Raw genomic sequence first — 14,843 nt, 5'->3', positions numbered from 1 at the left:
CACCTCACGCCGCGTCCGCTTGCGCTTGCCGTTGTACTCCGCATCGCCGAAGGTCAGTTGCATCGTCGTTGTCCGTTGCGTCTGTGTGATTGTCGCAGGATCAAGGGGAGTTGTTCAGAGTTTCCCTTGTGCTTCTGGGCTGACGGTTTCGATGAGGCTGACTGATGGTTTGGATGCTGTCACTCAAACGTCGAGCAAATAGTGTTCATTCTTGCACCGGCCTGTGCATAACGAATGAGCTCACGCATTACATGTTCTTGTAAAGAACCCAAGATCATTGCAAGGCAACAGCGTGATGACACTTACGGCTGGGGTCGCTCCTTCAAGTTATTCCGAATGATTAGCGAGTAGACGAGAAGGGCGGGCACGCACGTCAGGCAGATGCCAATGAAAAACGTGCCATAGCCTTGATTTTGTCCATAGCGCGTAGTGAGGTAAGCCACTGCAAGGCCTGAAAAGCCGGCAAGCACCCTGCCGAAGATGGAGTAAAAGCTGGTCAGCCAAGCGTAGTGCTCACCTGCGCGTCCAAGCGTGACCAGCTTTGACATGTAAGCAACCAAGGCTATGCCGGTATAGCTACTGGCAAGGTTTTGAAGAGTAACGCTGGCCCAAAGTAGTTCAGCGGACTGCTCGTTCGACGAAAGCAATGCAAGAACGAGGAGGGCAAGAACTTGGAGAGCTGCGCCAACAAGGATGGTCGTGCTCAAGGACATGCGCTTCAAGCTGGTGCCTGCAGCCAAAATGCCGAGGAAGGCAGCAGGGATCCCAAGCCAGATGTGCAATGATCCGACCGCACTCTTCCCGATGCCAAGGGCATAGAAGAACGGATTGATCATGGGACCCAGAAGAATGTCCGGTAGGCGATAGCAGCCGATGAAGACGACCACCGCGATCCATCCTTGGAGCGTGGAGGGTCGAAGCGACACCAACGGAGCCCCCTGCTTCTCTGCACCCGTGGGATCTAGGATGAGGACGCGATCGGGATGAGATCGCAGAAAGAGCGTTCCGCAGATGGGCACCAACATCAGGGGAAGCAGAAGTGCATAAGCAACTTGCCAGGACAGCCGCGCTGCGAGCAAGAACACCAGACCGTCGCTCAGCAGTAGAGCAATGCGGTAGCCAAATTGGTAGGCAGTGAGGAGCTTGGCTGGCTGCTGGTGCACTGCTTCTTGTTCGATGCGAAACGCATCGACTGAGGCATCCAAGGTGGCACCGCCAAAGGCTGCTGCGATGCAGCTCAGTGCAATCAGCGGAAGGCTACCGACGACAACGCTCAGGACAAGGCCCAGGAGAGAGATGGCGACCATGATCGAAGACAAGACAATCCAGCCTTGCCGGTGCGACATGGTGTTTCCAACGACCGGCGCACGACGTTGGTCGAGATGGCGGGCCCATAGGAATTTGAGGGAGTAAGGAAGCGCGGTCCAAGCCAAGGCACCGATGACTGCGATCGAAAGCGATTTTTCGCTGAGCCAATAGCCTAAGGTGCTGCCGATCAGCGGATAGGGCAGACCAGAACCGAAGCCCAGGAACAAAAATCCAGTCCAGGCCTTGGTCGACCTTGATGTCACTTCGTGCATAGGTTGCAACTGCCTTGTCGCTTCGGTTCGTCCATTCGTATCAAGGAAGCGACGTGTCTTCCTCAGCTATCTTTGCGAAGTCGGTGAGTCTTGGTTCCAAGCATAGCGCCCGTCTTATCTCGCACCAAGCGATGCGCTTGCTTGAAGTGAGGGCGCAAGCGGTCCCGAAGTGCCTTCGCCAGGCGTCGGTGATGCCCTGGCATAGCCACGAAATCCAGGATCCAGAGTTGATCACCTTCGTTCCAGTCACTAATCGGCAAGAACGGGGGATCTTGCAGAACCAAATGATTAGCGGTTTCAGGCGTCAGATAAGCCCATAAGGCGTAGCCGGTCCAGACTCCATCTTCGTCTTCGATCGTGACGAGCTGGCCTAGGCGAATCGCAGGCCATAGCCATACATAGGCAGCTGCGATACTGAACCTCTTGCGGTTAGTCTTGAACAGGAGTTGCATTGCCAGGCCAAGTGCCTGTGCATCAACGGCATTAGGTTGCATGGGCGGTGGTTGAGTTCAATGTCTGCGCCGCAACTGCAGCGTCTGGGAAGGTGATCAGTGCGGCAGGAATTGATGCACGCCCGGTCAAGCTTAGACCTACCAGGTAGCTGTTAGGGTCGCAATCGACAAGCACGACGGTTCGATGGCCAGAATTCATGATGCCTGGCGTCTCATCTGCGACTTGGGCACCGAAGAGCAGTGTTCCCCCATGCACGTGTGGTCCCGCCAGCTGGACTGCATAGGCCATACGATGCGTATCAAAGAAATACAAAGCGGTGGACACGTGATCGCTTGCGTAGCCCAGGACAAGCCAGTGTGGTGGTAAGCCTTTCCAGACACGGCGCGAGACCGCGACCTCGGTTGCGATAAAGGCCGAGACCCGCTCGGGTCCCGACGACCGATCGGCCAATATCGACCGCACCAGCTTGATCGCCCGGCGCTTGGAGACGCGATAGGAAAGGCGTGGTCGTGGTCTCAGCCAGCGGTTGGCGGCACAAAGATGGAGAGCTGCGTTCGGAAGTGCGCGCATGAACGCTGCGATCTCCTCGCCAATCTGAGCCCCCTGGGTTGCTTTGCCTCTGATGTGGTCAGAGAGCCAATCGTGGCGCTCGCCGTGCTTTGTGGGCTGATCGAACGCATAGTCAATGCGCTGTTGCTCGCGGTAGTAGCGCGCAATGAGCGCTTTGAAATGCAACGCCTCCGGGCTTGACTCAGGCAAGGCACAGGCTTCTGCACAGTCATTGAGAAATGCAGCTTCCATGTGATGCTCGATCTGGATAAGCAGCTGATCGATGTAGGCGATTGCCTTGCCGAAGCGGGAATACTTCTTGAAGAAATAGGCAAGCGATGGAAGCGAGTGGCGAACATCGCGCATCTCATCGCCGAAGAAGTGACGATGCCCATCGGTGCCACGCTTCCAGCTAGGCACTGCGCGGAAGCCACCGAAATCCAGGAACTGCGCGTTCAATGTGATGTTGTCGCTTGTCGGGCGTCCGGTCCAGAGGCGATGCGCGCGACTTGCGGCAATCTGCTCGGCGAGGCGGAGGTAGAGTTCAGACAATTCAACGCCTAAGCCATTGGGATTGCCTGCCTCGCGCTTTGCGTGTTGGTCAGCAAAGTGGACGGCGTCTTTGACCCGCAAGCTATCTTGAAATTGATCGCTGTTTGCGCTGCCTGATGTTCCGAAATACAGGCTGCGCTCGAAGTGCGCCAAGCGCAGGAAAGCAGGCCTGATCAGAATGGCGCACCGCTCCGGTTCGTCTGCATCGGTGCGCGCCAGGGAGAAGCCGGCATCGATGATGGCAACGATGGGGACTGCCCCGTGGGGGAGTTCTGCGTTGAGGATCTCGCTGGCGACTGCCTCGCGAATGGCATCGTAAAGATAGAGACAGCCATGGGAGTGTGACCAATCATGGGCCTCGGAGACCAATGGCGTGGGGCCGGTTCCTTTGGCGATGAGCATGCCATCGTAGCCACAGCGGCCACTCCCTCCGTGGATTGCCCCACCGCTTCCACCATAGCGATCAGCGCCCAGTGTCTGTCCGCCGAAGCTGCCGGCAACGCAGTGAGCTTCGATAGAGGTCACGGCAAAGCGCTCAAGCAACGACGCTGAAATGCGGGCTCGCGTTGGTTTGTCGTGTATGGCGAGGCCTAAGTCATGAAACCATCGCTCATTGAGCCAGAGCAAAGAAGCATCCGGCAGTTGTCCCACTGGAAAGGGCACGAGCATCGAGGTGCTCACGCTGGCAAGGTTCAACAGGTTGGGCGCGTTCTTGTCATCCATGTCCCAGTAGTCATTGGGCATTTCGCATCCTTGTTCCCGCAGCTGTTATGAATTAGCGTTCGATCGGCTTTGGTGATGCTACCAACCTCACAGTACATCCTCCCAACCCTGCTTAAAGGTGCTCTATATCGAGGTCCCGAGCATGTTATAACGAAGTCAACGGGAACGTCGCTTGCTGTCCTGCTCCACTCCTCTGGAGGGCGATGCCATGTCGATTGGCATGAACGATGGCGCTGGGTTCTCGCCGTGTGGGTGTTCGTCGCTGCTTGTGGGGCAGCGGCGCATCCCCAGGTCGAGTCGCTGAACGCCGCTTACGATCGTCTTGTGGCGCGGGACGATGTGACCCTGAGCCTGCCCCGCAAGGAGCGCCTGCAGCGCTTGGCGGATGCCTACGATGCTGAGTTTGCGCCGGTGGTCGCCTCGCCTTGCCGACGTGCCGCCGGCAGGCCTGGATGCAGTGTCGCGGGCGAGCCAGCGCCTTGCCTACTACACCGATGACGCGCGTTACCTGCGGCAACTGATCAAGGTCATGGATGCATTCGGTTCCGCCGCCGGGCCTGATGTGCTGAAGCGTTATCACCAGACGCTGCTGCAGTTTCGCCGCTTCGCCGGCGCAGCGCAGTTGGCGCGCCGCCATCCTGGCCTTGATTCGAACCGGTCCCCGAAGTGGTCAGGGCGGGCTCCACCGTCCAGTCCAACGCCTATGCCATCGATCAGGGCAAGCGGCGGCTGCGCGAAATTCAGGTGCCTCTGCGCGGAGACATCCTGGTGGCGGTCGTGCATCCGAACTGCAGGTTTTCAACGGGCGCCATGGGCGATCTGAGGAATCATCCGCTCCTGCGGGGCGTCACTATTGTATGGCTGGCGCCGGTCGGGCTGCATCTTGATTACGAAGTGCTCGAAACGTGGGACAAGACGCATGCGGATCAACCCATCGTGCTGGCACGCCATGCGGCGGACTGGCCAATGATCGATGGTTGGAGTACACCGACCTTCTATCTGATGCGCGATGGCAATGTCATCGCCAGTTTCTCGGGCTGGCCGCGCGAAGGAAACTGGGCACAACTGCAGGCGCTGCTCGCAAAACGCTCCGTTGGTTGCATCGAGTCGGCGGCCGCAGAACATCGCGACGCAGGTAAAGGTAGGTCGGCCGACTAGGTCTGCAGGTGGTGCTGTCAGAGGAATGGCGTTGGCATGTGTCTTGCCACCGCCCTGATGGTCTTCAACCCACGCGCAATCCGCTCCACCGCCTGCTGCAGGCGCGGCAGGCTCTGCGTGTAGGCAATGCGCACATGCTGATTGGCGCGGTAGTGGCCGAAGTCGATGCCGGGGGTGAACGCAACATGTTCGGTCTCCAGAAAATGCGCACAAAATGCCTGCGCATCATCTGAAAACCCGCTGATGTCGGCATACAAATAAAACGCGCCTTGCGGTTCGACGGCGATATCGAAACCCAACGCACGCAAGGCCGGCAATAAGTAGTCACGACGCTGCTGGAACTCGGCACGGCGCGCTTCGAAAATGGCGATGCTCTCGGGCGTGAAGCAGGCCAGCGCGGCGTGCTGGGCAATCGTGGAAGCGCTGATGTACAGATTCTGCGCGAGCTTTTCCAGTTCCGGCACCGCGTCGGGTGGTGCGATTAGCCAGCCCAGGCGCCAGCCGGTCATGCCGAAGTATTTGGAAAAGCTGTTCAGGACAAACGCGCTGTCGTCCACTTCCAGCACGCTGTGCGCGTCCAGGCCGTAGCTCAGGCCGTGGTAGATCTCGTCCACCACCAGATGGCCGCCGCGCGCATGTAGCGTCTGCGCCAGCGCAGCCAGTTGCGAGGGAAAGAGCACGCTGCCGGTGGGGTTTGCTGGCGAGGCCACCAAGGCGCCCACGCTATCGGCGTTCCAACAGGTTTCCACCAACGCAGGGGTCAATTGATAGTCGGTGTTCGGGCCGACCGCCACCAGTTGTGCGGCGCCTTCGACCAAGCGCAAAAAGTGCCGGTTGCAAGGGTATCCCGGGTCGGCGAGCAGCCAATGCTTACCCGGATCCACCAGCAGGCTGCTGGCCAGCAGCAACGCGCCCGAACCGCCCGGTGTGACCAGGATCCGCTCCGGATCGACGTTGCATGCGTAGCGCTGCGCATAGAAACCGGCAATCGCCTCGCGCAGTGCCGGCAACCCACGTGCGGCGGTGTAGCGGGTGTTGCCGGCCGCCAATGCGGCCTGGCCGGCGGCGACAATCGGCGCTGCGGTGGTGAAGTCGGGCTCGCCGATCTCCAGGTGAATCACATCGTGGCCGGCTCGTTCGAGCGCATTGGCGCGGGCCAGCAGCGACATCACATGAAAGGGAGCGATGTCCTGGCTGCGGCGGCTATAGCCGGATGCATGCGGGAGTCTGGAATCCATCGTTTCGATGATAGACCAGCATGACCTAGGACACATGACGCCCGACAACAGGCTCTCCCACACTCACGTGCTGGGATGGCATTGCGTTCATCCGACGGACCCCAATCTGATGAAGCAAGCCCTCACTCTGATCGCCAGCCTGATGACCATATCTACCGCCTTAGCCGCCCTTCCTTCGCCACCAGACGTTGCCAAGTACCCACACGTGGTCAAGGCGCCATTTGGCGCGACCCGCAACGACGACTATTACTGGTTGCGCGACGACAAGCGCGAAGACAAGGCGATGCTGGCCTATCTCAACGCCGAGAATGCCTACACCGATAAGGTGATGGCGCCACTGAAGCCGTTGGAAGAGACGCTGTATACCGAGATCGTCGGGCGTATCAAACAGGACGACGCCAGCGTGCCGTATCGCGAGCGCGGCTATTGGTATTACACGCGGTTCGAAACCGGCAAGGATTATCCGATCCAGGCGCGCCGCAAGGGCAGCATGGATGCGCCGGAAGAGATACTGCTAGATGTCAACCAGATGGCGCAAGGCAAGGGCTATTTCAGTGTTGGCGATGCCGCGGTGAGCCAGGACAACCGCATCCTTGCCTGGGCTGACGATGCTGTCGGCCGCCGTCAATACACCATCCGCTTCAAGAATCTGGACACCGGCGAACTCTATCCGGACACCGTGGAAGGTGTGTCGGCCAACGTGGTCTGGGCGGACGATAACAAGACGCTGTTCTATGTCGAAAACGACCCGGAAACGCTGCTCACCGTGCGTGTGAAAAAGCATGTGCTCGGCACACCGTCCAAGGACGATATATTGGTGTACGAAGAGAAGGACGACAGCTTCTACATGAGCCTCGGCCGCACCCGCGACGACAAATACATCACCATTGAGGTTGAAAGCACGGTTTCTTCGGAAACGCGCTATGCGCTGGCCGCCAAGCCGGATACCTTCAAGGTGCTGGCCAAGCGCGAGCGCGATGTGGAATACCACGCCGAGCATTTCGATGGCCGCTGGGTGATCCGCACCAATGCCGATAACGCCAGGAACTTCAAGCTGGTCACCGCACCCACCGATGCGACCACGCGCAAGCAGTGGACCGATTGGGTGGCGCACGACGACAGCGTCTACATCGAAAACTTCGAGTTGTTCGATGGGTTCACCGCCATCGAAGAACGTTCCGGCGGGTTGGAGCGCGTGCGCCTGCTCAAGCGCGATGGCAGCCATGAGTACGTCAGGGCAGATGAACCAGCTTACTCGATGGGGTTGTCGGTCAACTCCGAGCCGGATACCGCCTGGCTGCGTTACAGCTACACCTCGTTGACCACGCCGGCGACCACCTACGAGCTCAATACGCAGACCGGCGAACGCAAATTACTCAAGCAGCAACCGGTGATCGGCTACGACGCCAGCAAGTACGTGACCGAACGCGTGTGGGTGACCGCGCGCGACGGCGTCAAGGTGCCGGTGTCGCTGGTCTACAAAAAGGGCTTCAAGAAGGACGGCAGCGCAGCGTTGTTCCAGTACGCGTATGGCAGCTACGGCATGTCGATGGACCCGGCGTTCAATCTGCCGGCAATCAGCCTGCTGGACCGCGGCGTGGTGTATGCGATCGCGCATATCCGCGGCGGCCAGGAAATGGGCCGGCAGTGGTACGACGACGGCAAACTGCTGCACAAGAAGAACACCTTCAACGACTTCATCGATGTCACCCGCGGCCTGGTCGCACATGGCTACGCGGCCAAGGACCGCGTCGCTGCGTCCGGTGGTAGCGCAGGCGGCTTGTTGATGGGCGCAGTGGCCAATATGGCCCCGCAGGACTATCGGGTGATGGTGGCGCAGGTGCCGTTTGTCGATGTGGTCACCACCATGCTCGACGCCAGTATTCCGCTCACCACCAATGAGTACGACGAGTGGGGCAACCCGGAAACCAAGGACTATTACGACTACATGCTGTCGTACTCGCCGTACGACAATGTACGCAAGCAGGCGTACCCGGCGCTGTACGTGGGCACTGGATTGTGGGATTCGCAGGTGCAGTACTGGGAACCGGCCAAGTGGGTGGCCAAGTTGCGCGATGACAATACGGGTACCCAGCCGATCGTGTTCCGCACCAATATGGAAGCCGGGCATGGCGGCAAATCCGGCCGGTTCCGGCGCTATCGCGAGCTGGCCGAGTCGTATGCGTTCGTGCTGGATCAGTTGGGTGTGAAGTAGCTGGAGGGCTGGGATTGGGGGGTCGGGATTTGGGATTGGTTAGAGCGGATGGCTGGGGCCTGGGAGCTCGCCGCTCGTTGGGACGAGAGCGACTAGCATCTCGTCCATCTTCCGCTCCATGTCTGGCTTTTCCTTAATCGGTTGACTGCGTTCGTTGCGTCGCCCTAGAGCGAGCCGAGCACCGCAGGCCGGTGTCGCTGCCAATGGTGTGTGTTTCTGACCGCAGCGAGGCTGGGCGCCATGCCACATCTGACCCCAGTGCTGCATGGCTGCCCGCTGTGCACATCGTCCCTCCTGCGGCGGTCACAATTGCCGGCGCAGGGCCGACTCACCAAACCTCATCGCTGGCCGTATCATCTGCGCATGACGCGACCGACTCGATTCCGCTGGGCCTGGTGGTTGCTGGCCTACGCCAGCCTGGCGACCGGCATTGTCGGGATCTTCGTTCCCGGTCTGCCGACCACGGTCTTCATCCTGATCTCGGCCTGGGCCGCCTCACACGGTTCCGAGCGCCTGCATCACTGGCTGCTGTCGCATCCGCGCTTCGGCCCGGCGATCGTGGAATGGCAGACCTATCGTGCGGTCAGCCGCAGGGCCAAGTGGATGGCGACGCTGACCATGGCGCTCTGCGCTGCGATCATGCTGTGGTGCGTGCCGGTGTTCTGGGCCAAGTGCCTGTCGATTGCCAGCATGGCGGTGGTGGCGATCTGGCTGTGGCTGCGCCCCGAACCGCCGCCGCGCACGCTACCTGGCGCGCACTGAACATTGCAAATGCGCGAAGCGCACGGCCGTAACCGTGTTCTGGCTATACTTCGGCCCATGAGCATCATGTCCCGACCCTCTGTTCGTCTCGCACTGGTTGGTGCGACCTTTGTCTTGCTTGCCGCCTGCGGCAACAAGGGCCCGCTGGTCATGCCGCAGAAGCCGGTGCCGGTAGAAGCCCAGCCGGTGCCGCAGCCGCAGCCCGCGGATGAGTCCACGCCGGCGCCCGTGGACAGCAGCAGCCAGCCTGCACCCACCACAGACCAGCCCGCTAGCAGCGGCAATGAGCGCTGACGGTCGCAGCGGGCGTCTGCGTTTCACCAAAATGCATGGCGCCGGCAATGATTTCGTAGTGCTGGACCTGCGCGACGGCACGCCGCCGCCAGATGCCGCTCTGGCAGCGCAGTTGGCCGACCGCCACTTCGGGGTGGGCTGCGATCAGATTCTGACCATCGAAGCGCCGCGCAGCCAAGGCGCCGTGGCGGCCTATGGCATCTGGAATTGCGATGGCTCCGCCGCACGCCAATGCGGCAACGGTGCGCGCTGTGTCGCCGCGTGGCTGGTGCGCGATGGCACCGCCCAGGGCGAGCATTTCATCATCGATAGTCCGGTCACCGCGCATGCGGTCGAGCACCTTGACGGCGGCCGCTATGCGGTGGCGATGGGCATACCGCAGTTCGAGCCCACACAGATTCCGCTGGCCGGGTTTGCGCATGCACGCGACGAATATGCGCTGCCGGTGCACGGCGAGACCGTGCGTTTTGGCGCAGTGTCGATGGGCAACCCGCATGCGGTGATCGAAGTCGGTCGCGTGGATGCGGCACCGGTCGAGCGCGTTGGCACATTGCTGCAGCAGAACGCCGCGTTTCCCAATTCGGTCAACGTGGGTTTTGTGCAGGCGGTCGACCCTGCACATGTGCGTCTGCGCGTGTTCGAGCGCGGCGTTGGCGAAACGCTGGCCTGCGGCAGCGGCGCCTGTGCGGCTGCGGTGGTGCTGATGCAGCGCGGCCGCGTCGAGCGCGACGTGCGGGTGTCCTTGCCAGGTGGCGAGCTACGCATTCGTTGGCCCGGCGACCACGAGCAAGTGGTCATGTCCGGCCCGGCGGTGTTCGTCTTCGATGGAGAATGGAACGGATGAGCGAGAACACGGACAAATTCGGCGCACACGAAGTGGCCACCTGGCTGCGACGTCACCCGACCTTCCTCAAGCAGTTCCCAGATCTGGCGGTGAGCTTGCTGGTGCCGCGTGACGACGGCCCCACCGCTTCGTTGGCGACCTACCAACTCGAAGTGCTGCGCGACAAGAACCGCGAACTATCGCGGCGCCTGCATGAGCTGGGCAGCAATGCGCAGGAAAACGAGCGGCTGGCAGTGCGCACGCACCAACTCACGCTGGCGCTGATGCGCCAGACCAGCGCGGCCGACACGCTCAAGGCGATGGCAGCCTCGCTGGCGGAAGATTTCAATGGTGAACTGGTGCGGCTGGTGTTGCTCAAGCCGGTTGATGCGCTGGACGCCGATTGGCTGCAGATCATCGCAACCGATGATGCACGGCTGGCTCCGTTTCGCGATTGCCTGAGCGATGGCGAGCCCATTTGCGGCCGCTTGCAAGCCGACAAACACGCGCTGCTTTATGGTGCCCAGGCCAGCGACGTGCAATCCACCGCTCTGTTGCCGCTGCCGGGTATCGGCCTGATCGCGGTGGGGAGCAGCGACGCCAACCGGTTCTATCCCGGCATGGGTACGCTGTTCCTGCGCATGATGGGCGAATCGCTGAGCGTGGCATTGCAACGCTTCGACGTGTGATGCTGGCTGTAGCGCACCTCGCGGTTGGCGACACGTTGCCGATAGTGGCGTTGCGTTGGCAGCGGGGAGTATGAGGTGGTGGCGGCTGTTGAAGAATTTCTGCAACTGCAAGGCGCAAGGTCTGCATGCATGTTGCTGGGCGATCTGCGCAAGCGGATGACGGCATCCACACCGTGGTATCGAGCGCGCTGACATGTCATCGGTCGACGAATTCCTGAGCTATCTGCAGGTCGAGCGGCAGGTCTCGGCACATACGCTGGACGCGTATCGGCGCGACCTTGCCGCGTTGGTCGCCTGGACGGCCGAGCACAACACCGAAGACGGCGCGCAGCAAACTGTCACGCCACCCGACACTGCGCAGCTCGATAGCGCGCACTTGCGGCAATTCGTTGCAGCCGAGCATCGACGCGGCCTCTCGCCCAAAAGTCTGCAGCGCCGTTTGTCGGCATGTCGCAGTTACTACGCCTGGTTGCTCAAGCATGGCCGCATCGCATCCAGTCCGGCGGCGGCGATGCGTGCACCCAAGTCGCCGCGCAAGTTGCCGCAGGTGCTGGATGCCGACGAAGCGGTGCGTCTGGTAGAAGTGCCGACCGATGCGCCACTGGGCCTGCGCGATCGCGCGCTGCTGGAATTGTTCTATTCGTCCGGACTGCGTCTGAGCGAGTTATGCGCGTTGCGCTGGCGCGATTTGGACCTGGACAGCGGCTTGGTGATGGTGCTCGGTAAAGGCAGCAAGCAGCGCCTGGTGCCGGTGGGCTCGCACGCGATCGCCGCGTTGCGCGAGTGGCTGCGCGACAGTGGTGCAAGCGCGGACACGCACGTCTTCCCAGGGCGTGCGGGCGGTGCGATTTCGCAACGCGCGGTGCAGATCCGCATCAAGCAACTGGCTGTGCGCCAGGGCATGTTCAAGGACGTGCATCCGCATATGCTGCGCCACAGTTTCGCCAGCCATATCCTGGAATCGTCCGGCGACCTGCGCGGCGTGCAGGAGTTGCTGGGTCACTCGGATATCGCCACCACACAGATTTACACGCATCTGGATTTCCAGCATCTGGCCAAGGTCTACGATGCCGCGCATCCGCGTGCCAAGCGCAAGAAAGCTGCCGAGTAAGCGCTAAGCAGTAAGCAACGATCAGAGATTGGAAGCGTCGCAGTGCCATGCATGATCGAACGTCATAGACGCAGCAGGTGATGCATGTATCCAGCGCAAGTGACGTTTGAGGGGCGCGCTCAAAGCCCCTCTCCCCCGGGGGCGAGAGGGCGCTGCTTGCGCGCCATTGGCGCGCGTGCCTTGGAGCGCTCGCGCCACAAGCGCGGGCTGGGGCGCGGAGCGGGGGTGCGTGTGCAAGTACGAGTGCAAGCGCAAGTGCAGCTCACGCGTTATCGTGATCTGCTTGTTGCGACCCGCTCGGCCGCACACAACAGCAATTGCTGTCTCGCAAGTGAGTGCGCCGGTCCGGCCTGCGGCGCTTCGCCGCAGCGCGCTTGAACCCGGCAGGGGCGTCCCCACCTTCTTGGAAACCCCCGGAGGATCCATGGACCCTAGCCAGAACCCCAATATCGTTCACGCCACCACCATCATTTCGGTTCGACGTGGTGGGCATGTCGCCGTCGCTGGCGATGGCCAGGTCACTCTTGGCCATACGGTCATGAAGGGCAATGCGCGCAAGGTGCGTCGGCTCGGGCGCGAGGGTCAGGTGCTGGCCGGTTTCGCCGGCGCTGCCGCCGATGCGTTTACCTTGTTCGAGTTGTTCGAAGCCAAGCTCGACAAACACGGCCAGCTGACCCGCGCCGCTGTGGAGCTGGCCAAGGATTGGCGCACCGAGCGCCGCCTGGGCAAGCTCGAAGCGCTGCTGGCCGTAGCCGATAAAGAGACCTCGCTGATCATTAGCGGCACCGGCGATGTCATCGAGCCGGAAGACGGCATCATCGCCATTGGTTCTGGCGGCTCGTACGCCTTGTCGGCCGCACGCGCACTGCTGGCGCACACCGAGCTGGATGCCAGGACCATTGCCACCGAAGCAATCAATATTGCTGGCGATATCTGCATCTATACCAATCGCAATGTGGTGGTTGAAGAGCTGTGATTCGGGATTCGGGATTGGGGATTCGCAAAAGCGCTCCTTTCCCTCCGCCCGGATATACATCGATCGTTCCTATTCCGCTTTTACGAATCCCAAATCTCTAATGCCTAATATCGATACCGCCACAATGACTCCGCGCGAAATCGTGCAGGAGCTTGACCGTCATATCGTTGGCCAGCACGACGCCAAGCGTGCGGTTGCCATCGCGCTGCGTAATCGCTGGCGCCGGATGCAGTTGCCGGAAGAGCTGCGCAACGAAGTAATGCCTAAGAACATCCTGATGATTGGCCCCACCGGCGTGGGCAAGACCGAAATCGCGCGGCGTCTGGCCACGCTGGCCAATGCGCCGTTCGTCAAGGTGGAAGCCACGCGCTTTACCGAAGTGGGATACGTCGGTAAGGACGTAGAGCAGATCATTCGCGATCTGGCCGACACCTCGGTCAAGCTGTATCGCGAGCAGGCCAAGGTGCGTGTGCGCAACCAGGCCGAAGAACGCGCCGAAGATCGCATTCTGGATGCGCTGTTGCCGCGTCGTGCAGCCGGTATTGGTTTCGACCCGGAAGCGGCGCGCAACGAACCGTCGTCGCAGGATAACGAAACCCGCATCAAGTTCCGCCGCATGCTGCGCAACGGCGAGCTGGACGAGCGCGAGATCGAACTGGAAGTCGCCGTCAACGCCAGCATGGACATCATGACCCCGCCGGGCATGGAAGAAATGGGCCAGCAATTGCGCCAGATGTTTTCCAATCTGGGCAGCGGCAAGTCGCAGAAGCGCAAGCTCACCATCAAGGCCGCGCGCCCGCTGTTGATTGAAGAAGAAGCCGGCAAGCTGGTCAACGAAGACGACGTGCGCACCGCCGCGATCGAAGCCTGCGAGCAGCACGGTATCGTGTTCATCGATGAGATCGACAAGGTGGCCAAGCGCGGCGAAGCCGGTTCCAATGGTGGCGATGTCAGTCGTGAAGGTGTGCAGCGTGATCTATTGCCGCTGGTGGAAGGGTCCAACGTGTCGACCAAGTACGGCACGGTCAAGACCGACCACATCCTGTTCATTGCATCAGGCGCGTTTCACCTGGCCAAGCCCAGCGATCTGATTCCGGAATTGCAGGGCCGCTTCCCGATCCGCGTGGAATTGACCGCGCTGACCAAGGCCGATTTCGTGCGCATCCTCACCGAGCCCAAGGCGGCCTTGATCAAGCAGTACGAAGCCTTGTTGCAGACCGAAGGCGTGTCTCTCACATTCGCATCTGACGCAGTGGATCGGCTGGCCGAGATTGCAGCACAGGTCAACGAACGCCAGGAAAATATCGGCGCACGTCGCCTGCACACGGTGCTGGAACGTTTGCTCGATGTATTGAGTTACGAAGCACCGGACCGCGACGGGCAGAGCGTCACTGTCGATGCTGCCTATGTGGACGCGCAGCTGGGTGAGCTGGTGCAGGATCCGGACCTGAGCCGCTACATCCTTTGACAGCGTTGCATGGCAATCCACGAGCGCGATAAAAAAGACCCGCCATTGGCGGGTCTTTTGTTTGCAACAGGCCACGCTGACAAGGCAAACCTTTGTGCGGATCGGCACTGCGACGCGTGCTAAAAAGTCGCCCCTGAAAAACCCCAACCACCCAACGACCGCAAGGCCTTGATGTCTGCACCGGCGTGCTAAAACTACCAGTGTTCGCTACGCTGAAGGCTGGTTTCTTGCAATTTCCGCCCATGCGTACAC

At 60.9% G+C, this 14,843-nt stretch carries 13 protein-coding genes; 9 read left to right on the top strand and 4 right to left on the bottom strand.

The window, feature by feature from the left end; all coding sequences use genetic code 11:
- Positions 1-302 precede the first annotated feature (302 nt).
- The 3 genes from NX05_RS05010 to NX05_RS05000 all read right to left on the bottom strand — a co-directional run bounded on the left by NX05_RS05010 (position 303) and on the right by NX05_RS05000 (position 3,878).
- Positions 303-1,580 (bottom strand): MFS transporter, encoded by a 1,278-nt coding sequence (locus NX05_RS05010; RefSeq protein WP_039435374.1) that lies wholly within the window; start codon positions 1,578-1,580, stop codon positions 303-305.
- A 62-nt stretch (positions 1,581-1,642) separates the two neighbouring features.
- Positions 1,643-2,074, bottom strand: coding sequence for a toxin-activating lysine-acyltransferase (locus NX05_RS05005; RefSeq protein WP_039435371.1), 432 nt, complete (start codon positions 2,072-2,074; stop codon positions 1,643-1,645).
- Positions 2,064-3,878 (bottom strand): protein adenylyltransferase SelO family protein, encoded by a 1,815-nt coding sequence (locus NX05_RS05000; protein ID WP_039435355.1) that lies wholly within the window; start codon positions 3,876-3,878, stop codon positions 2,064-2,066. The genes NX05_RS05005 and NX05_RS05000 overlap by 11 nt, the downstream gene beginning before the upstream one ends.
- Positions 3,879-4,523: 645 nt before the next feature.
- On the opposite strand from NX05_RS05000, the gene NX05_RS24705 reads away from it, so the two are divergent.
- Positions 4,524-5,015, top strand: coding sequence for a hypothetical protein (locus NX05_RS24705; protein WP_230597909.1), 492 nt, complete (start codon positions 4,524-4,526; stop codon positions 5,013-5,015).
- 17 nt (positions 5,016-5,032) lie between these two features.
- Here NX05_RS24705 and NX05_RS04990 read toward each other — a convergent pair whose 3' ends face one another.
- Positions 5,033-6,253: a pyridoxal phosphate-dependent aminotransferase gene (locus tag NX05_RS04990; RefSeq protein WP_052239632.1), complete on the bottom strand. Its 1,221-nt coding sequence runs from the start codon at positions 6,251-6,253 to the stop codon at positions 5,033-5,035.
- Between the two features lie 109 nt (positions 6,254-6,362).
- Between NX05_RS04990 and NX05_RS04985 the strand changes: the two genes are divergently transcribed.
- The 8 genes from NX05_RS04985 to hslU all read left to right on the top strand — a co-directional run bounded on the left by NX05_RS04985 (position 6,363) and on the right by hslU (position 14,591).
- Positions 6,363-8,468, top strand: coding sequence for a S9 family peptidase (locus NX05_RS04985; RefSeq protein ID WP_039435353.1), 2,106 nt, complete (start codon positions 6,363-6,365; stop codon positions 8,466-8,468).
- 363 nt (positions 8,469-8,831) lie between these two features.
- Entirely contained in the window at positions 8,832-9,230 is a 399-nt protein-coding gene (locus NX05_RS04980; protein ID WP_039435351.1) for a YbaN family protein, read from the top strand.
- 57 nt (positions 9,231-9,287) lie between these two features.
- Positions 9,288-9,524 carry an LPS translocon maturation chaperone LptM gene (gene lptM / locus NX05_RS04975; RefSeq protein ID WP_039435350.1) on the top strand — a complete coding sequence of 79 codons (237 nt, stop codon included), beginning with the start codon at positions 9,288-9,290 and terminating at the stop codon, positions 9,522-9,524.
- Entirely contained in the window at positions 9,514-10,368 is an 855-nt protein-coding gene (gene dapF, locus NX05_RS04970) for a diaminopimelate epimerase (protein WP_039435346.1), read from the top strand. The genes lptM and dapF overlap by 11 nt, the downstream gene beginning before the upstream one ends.
- A complete protein-coding gene (locus tag NX05_RS04965; RefSeq protein WP_010376017.1) occupies positions 10,365-11,036 on the top strand; it encodes a DUF484 family protein in 672 nt (223 codons plus the stop codon). The genes dapF and NX05_RS04965 overlap by 4 nt, the downstream gene beginning before the upstream one ends.
- A 193-nt stretch (positions 11,037-11,229) precedes the next feature.
- Positions 11,230-12,147 (top strand): tyrosine recombinase XerC, encoded by a 918-nt coding sequence (xerC, locus tag NX05_RS04960; RefSeq protein ID WP_039435344.1) that lies wholly within the window; start codon positions 11,230-11,232, stop codon positions 12,145-12,147.
- Between the two features lie 424 nt (positions 12,148-12,571).
- Complete coding sequence (gene hslV, locus NX05_RS04955) at positions 12,572-13,123, top strand: ATP-dependent protease subunit HslV (protein ID WP_026112384.1); 552 nt, start codon at positions 12,572-12,574, stop codon at positions 13,121-13,123.
- Between the two features lie 100 nt (positions 13,124-13,223).
- Positions 13,224-14,591: an ATP-dependent protease ATPase subunit HslU gene (hslU, locus tag NX05_RS04950; RefSeq protein WP_039435341.1), complete on the top strand. Its 1,368-nt coding sequence runs from the start codon at positions 13,224-13,226 to the stop codon at positions 14,589-14,591.
- The last annotated feature ends 252 nt before the right edge of the window (positions 14,592-14,843 follow it).

It is taken from the genome of Xanthomonas vasicola, from assembly GCF_000772705.2.
Classification (GTDB): Bacteria; Pseudomonadota; Gammaproteobacteria; order Xanthomonadales; family Xanthomonadaceae; genus Xanthomonas; species Xanthomonas vasicola.
Note: the sequence above shows the minus strand (reverse complement) of the source record. Positions and strands in the feature narration are given on the sequence as shown.